7 protein-coding genes and 1 pseudogene are annotated in these 4,554 nt (G+C 60.1%); 6 read left to right on the top strand and 2 right to left on the bottom strand.

The window, feature by feature from the left end:
• The 6 genes and pseudogenes from metX to D8V06_RS01315 all read left to right on the top strand — a co-directional run.
• Positions 1-393: pseudogene (metX, locus tag D8V06_RS01340) on the top strand (homoserine O-acetyltransferase); the annotation flags it as partial.
• A 7-nt stretch (positions 394-400) separates the two neighbouring features.
• Positions 401-1,021, top strand: a complete 621-nt coding sequence (gene metW / locus D8V06_RS01335; protein ID WP_130930298.1) for a methionine biosynthesis protein MetW — start codon at positions 401-403, stop codon at positions 1,019-1,021.
• A 25-nt stretch (positions 1,022-1,046) separates the two neighbouring features.
• The gene (locus tag D8V06_RS01330; RefSeq protein ID WP_056853983.1) at positions 1,047-1,481 is read left to right on the top strand and encodes a DUF4426 domain-containing protein; all 435 of its coding nucleotides are present in this window, start codon (positions 1,047-1,049) and stop codon (positions 1,479-1,481) included.
• Complete coding sequence (gene rdgB / locus D8V06_RS01325; RefSeq protein ID WP_130906047.1) at positions 1,478-2,074, top strand: RdgB/HAM1 family non-canonical purine NTP pyrophosphatase; 597 nt, start codon at positions 1,478-1,480, stop codon at positions 2,072-2,074. Before D8V06_RS01330 ends, rdgB begins: the two co-directional genes overlap by 4 nt.
• Entirely contained in the window at positions 2,071-3,276 is a 1,206-nt protein-coding gene (gene hemW, locus D8V06_RS01320) for a radical SAM family heme chaperone HemW (protein WP_130930297.1), read from the top strand. The genes rdgB and hemW overlap by 4 nt, the downstream gene beginning before the upstream one ends.
• 9 nt (positions 3,277-3,285) lie before the next feature.
• Positions 3,286-3,609, top strand: coding sequence for a DUF3392 domain-containing protein (locus D8V06_RS01315; RefSeq protein ID WP_056853986.1), 324 nt, complete (start codon positions 3,286-3,288; stop codon positions 3,607-3,609).
• A 138-nt stretch (positions 3,610-3,747) separates the two neighbouring features.
• On the opposite strand, the gene trmB is transcribed toward D8V06_RS01315, so the two are convergent.
• Together trmB and D8V06_RS30660 are read right to left on the bottom strand one after the other, a co-directional pair.
• Positions 3,748-4,473 carry a tRNA (guanosine(46)-N7)-methyltransferase TrmB gene (trmB, locus tag D8V06_RS01310; RefSeq protein ID WP_130906049.1) on the bottom strand — a complete coding sequence of 242 codons (726 nt, stop codon included), beginning with the start codon at positions 4,471-4,473 and terminating at the stop codon, positions 3,748-3,750.
• A gap of 9 nt (positions 4,474-4,482) precedes the next feature.
• On the bottom strand, positions 4,483-4,554 hold a 72-nt coding region (locus D8V06_RS30660; protein ID WP_241667754.1), incomplete at its 5' end, for a hypothetical protein.

Genomic DNA, 4,554 nt, shown 5'->3' with positions numbered 1-4,554 from the left:
AGCGAAAAGCTCAACTACGACTTCCACAGTGTCGAGTTCCAGGTTGAAAGCTATCTGCGTTATCAGGGCGAAGAGTTCTCCGGGCGCTTCGATGCCAACACCTATCTGTTGATGACCAAGGCCCTGGATTACTTTGATCCGGCAGCCAACTTCGACGATAACCTGGCAAAAACCTTCGAAAACGCCACGGCAAAATTCTGCGTGATGTCGTTCACCACCGACTGGCGCTTCTCGCCTGCCCGCTCGCGGGAACTGGTGGACGCACTGATGGCTGCACGCAAGGACGTCTGTTATCTGGAAATCGATGCGCCGCAAGGTCATGACGCCTTCCTGATCCCGATCCCGCGTTACTTGCAGGCGTTCGGCAACTACATGAACCGCATTACGTTGTGAGATAGCCATGAGAGCTGATCTGGAAATCATCCAGGAATGGATCCCCGCCGGTAGCCGCGTGCTCGACCTTGGTTGCGGCGACGGTGAACTGCTGACCTGGCTGCGCGACAACAAGCAAGTCAGCGGCTACGGCCTGGAAAACGATGCGGACAACATCGCCGCATGCGTGGCCAAAGGCATCAACGTCATCGAGCAGGACCTGGACAAGGGCCTGGGCAACTTCGCCAGCAACAGCTTCGACGTCGTGGTCATGACCCAGGCGCTGCAAGCGGTGCACTATCCGGACAGGATCCTCGACGAAATGCTGCGGGTCGGTCGCCAGTGCATCATCACGTTCCCGAATTTCGGCCATTGGCGCTGCCGCTGGTACCTGGCGAGCAAGGGCCGGATGCCGGTTTCCGAGTTCCTGCCTTATACCTGGTACAACACGCCGAACATCCACTTCTGCACCTTCGCCGACTTTGAAGCCTTGTGTCGCGAACGTGAAGCCAAGGTCATTGATCGGCTTGCCGTGGATCAACAGCATCGGCACGGGTGGGCCAGTAAGCTATGGCCTAATCTGTTAGGTGAGATCGGTATTTACCGCGTCAGCAGCCCGGGGCTTGCAGACCACAAGGTCGCGGTCTGATCCACCACATTCGAGGAGAACGATCATGGGTCGTCTAGCGCTGTTTCTACTTACTGCCTGCCTGAGCGTCACCGCCATGGCTGCTGACACCATCAAGGGTGACCGCCAGGAAAAGTTTGGCGACGTGACGGTGCACTACAACACCTTCAACTCCACGTATCTGACGCCCGACATCGCCAAAGCCGCAGAGCTTACCCGCAGCAAGAACCAGGGCGTCATCAACATTTCCGTGCTCAAGGACGGCAAGCCACAAATGGCTCAGGTCAGCGGTACGGTCAAAGACCTCACCAGCCAGAGCGTGAACCTGAACTTCCGCCAGATCACTGAACAGGGCGCGATCTACTACATCGCCCAATTCCCGGTGGAGCAACAGGAAAACCGCACCTTCGACATCAAGGTGCAGACCGGTGACAAAATCCACACCATCAATTTCAACCAAGAGCTATTCCCCGGCCAATGATCAACTTCACGCAACTCGTATTGGCCAGCCATAACGCCGGCAAACTCAAGGAACTCCAGGCCATGCTCGGCGACTCGGTGCAACTGCGCTCGATCGGCGAGTTCAGCAGCATCGAGCCTGAAGAAACCGGCCTGTCGTTCGTCGAGAACGCCATCCTCAAGGCCCGCAATGCCGCGCGCATTTCCGGCCTGCCGGCGCTGGCCGACGATTCCGGGCTGGCGGTGGACTTCCTCGGCGGTGCGCCGGGCATCTACTCGGCGCGGTATGCCGACGGCAAAGGCGATGCGGCGAACAACGCCAAGCTGCTCGACGTCTTGAAGGACGTGCCTGAAACCGAACGCGGTGCGCAGTTTGTCTGCGTGCTGGCACTGGTGCGTCACGCCGACGATCCGCTGCCGATCCTCTGCGAAGGCCTGTGGCACGGGCGCATCCTGACCCAGGCCAGCGGCGAACACGGTTTTGGCTATGACCCGCTGTTCTGGGTGCCGGAACGCGAGTGCTCCAGCGCTGAGTTGAGCCCTGCCGAAAAGAACCGGATCAGCCACCGCGCCCGTGCAATGGATCTGCTGCGCCAGCGCCTGGGCTTGAAATGACCGGTGAATCCACAGCATCGCCACTGATCTTCGGCGGCGATGCGCAAACGCCTCGGGCGGCGCTGTCAGTGCTGCCGCCCCTGGCGCTGTACATCCACATTCCGTGGTGTGTACGCAAATGCCCTTATTGCGACTTCAACTCCCACACTGCCAGTCCTGTGCTGCCGGAAGAAGAGTATGTCGACGCGTTGCTGGCCGATCTCGATCAGGACCTGCATGCCGTTCACGGGCGTGAGCTGAGCTCGATTTTCTTCGGTGGCGGCACGCCGAGCCTGTTCAGCGCCCAAGCCCTGGGGCGTTTGCTCAAAGGCGTGGAACAGCGCATCGCGTTTGCCGACGATATCGAAATCACCCTGGAAGCCAACCCCGGCACCTTCGAACAGGACAAGTTCGTGGCCTACCGGAAACTGGGGATCAATCGCCTGTCGATCGGCATCCAGAGCTTCCAGCAGGAAAAACTCCAGGCATTGGGCCGCATTCACAATGGTGACGAAGCGGTACGCGCCGCTGGCATGGCACGTCAGGCCGGGTTCGATAACTTCAACCTGGACTTGATGCACGGCTTGCCGGATCAGTCCCTGGAAGACGCTTTGGCGGACCTGCGCACGGCCATTGCCCTGAAACCCACGCACCTGTCGTGGTACCAACTGACCCTGGAACCCAACACCGTATTCTGGAACCAGCCGCCGACGCTGCCGGAAGACGATACGTTGTGGGACATCCAGGAGGCAGGCCAGGCGCTACTCGCCGAGCACGGTTACGCGCAATACGAAGTCTCGGCCTATGCCCTGCCAGGTCGACCGGCGCGGCATAACCTCAATTACTGGAGTTTCGGCGATTTCATCGGCATCGGTGCCGGTGCCCATGGCAAGCTCAGCCATCCGGACGGCCGCATCATCCGCACATGGAAGACTCGCTTGCCGAAGGACTATTTGAATCCGGCGAAAAGCTTCCAGGCCGGCGAGAAAGCCCTGAACAACGATGAGATGCCGTTCGAGTTCCTGATGAACGCGCTGCGCCTGACGGAAGGCGTCGAATCGCGGCTGTATCCAGAACGTACCGGCATGCCCCTGGAAAGCCTTGCCGAAGGCCGCCGGGAAGCCGAACAAAGCGGCCTGTTGCAGGTCGAACCGTCACGTCTGGTAGCCACCGAGCGCGGACAACTCTTCCTCAACGACTTGCTGCAGAAATTTCTGACATAAGGAAATCGAATGGATTTGGTACTCGACCTGCTTGCCACCGTGTCTCGCTGGAGCCGCAGCAACCTCTCGGAAATCGCCCTGGCCCTGGTGGGTTGCCTGCTGGTGCTGTTCGGTGCGGATTTCAAAGGCTGGGTCGAGCAACGCCTGGGCAGCATCGCCGGCGCCCTGCGCGTGCCGCTGATGGCCCTGTTGTGCATGGTAGGTAGCGGCGCAGCGTTGATCTACGCCACGCCATGGATCGTTCGGGGCTTGAGCCAGTTCAACAACTACAGCCTGGCGCCGGTGTTGTTGGTGGTGCTGGTACTCATCGGCGTAGTCGCGGACCGCCGCTGATTCCCTGGCCATTGATCGTTCCCACGCTCTGCGTGGGAACGCAGCCCGGGACGCTCTGCGCCCCTTTTAAAGCCGAATGCGGAGCGTCCGTTGAGGCATTCCCACGCGGAGCGTGGGAACGATCAGCTATGGCGCGATTTAGGACTGCTTTTCGAACTTCAGATCCCACACGCCATGCCCAAGACGTTCGCCACGGCGTTCGAACTTGGTGATCGGGCGTTCGGCCGGACGGGGTACGCACTTGCCGTCTTCGGCGAGATTGCGATAACCCGGCGCGACGCTCATCACTTCCAGCATGTACTCGGCATACGGTTCCCAGTCGGTGGCCATGTGCAGAATGCCGCCCACCTTCAGCTTGCTGCGTACCAGCTCAGCGAACGAAGCCTGAACGATGCGACGCTTGTGGTGACGGCTCTTGTGCCACGGGTCCGGGAAAAACAGCATCAGACGATCAAGGCTGTTGTCAGCGATGCAGCGGTTGAGCACTTCGATGGCGTCGCAATCGTAGACCCGCAGGTTGGTCAAACCCTGGGTCAACACGCCATTGAGCAGCGCGCCGACACCCGGACGGTGAACCTCGACGCCAATGAAATCCTGTTCCGGCGAGGCTGCTGCCATCTCCAGCAATGAATGGCCCATGCCGAAACCGATTTCCAGCGAGCGTGGTGCCGAGCGACCGAACACCTGGTCGAAATCCACCGGTGCGTCGGCCAGCGGCAACACGAATTTCGCTGCGCCCTGGTCCAGGCCGCGCTGCTGGCCTTCGGTCATGCGCCCGGCGCGCATCACGAAACTCTTGATGCGGCGGTGTTGGCGCTCGTCGCCTTCTTCCGTCTGGATAGGCGTGTCGTTCGATTCAGTCATCAATGGCTCTTACTTGATCAGACCATCCAGCGGCGAAGAGGCGCTGGCATAGAGTTTTTTCGGCATGCGGCCGGCGAGGTA

It is taken from the genome of Pseudomonas sp. Sample_24, assembly GCF_004307605.1.
GTDB lineage: Bacteria > Pseudomonadota > Gammaproteobacteria > Pseudomonadales > Pseudomonadaceae > Aquipseudomonas.
This window is presented reverse-complemented; position numbering and strand designations above follow the sequence as displayed.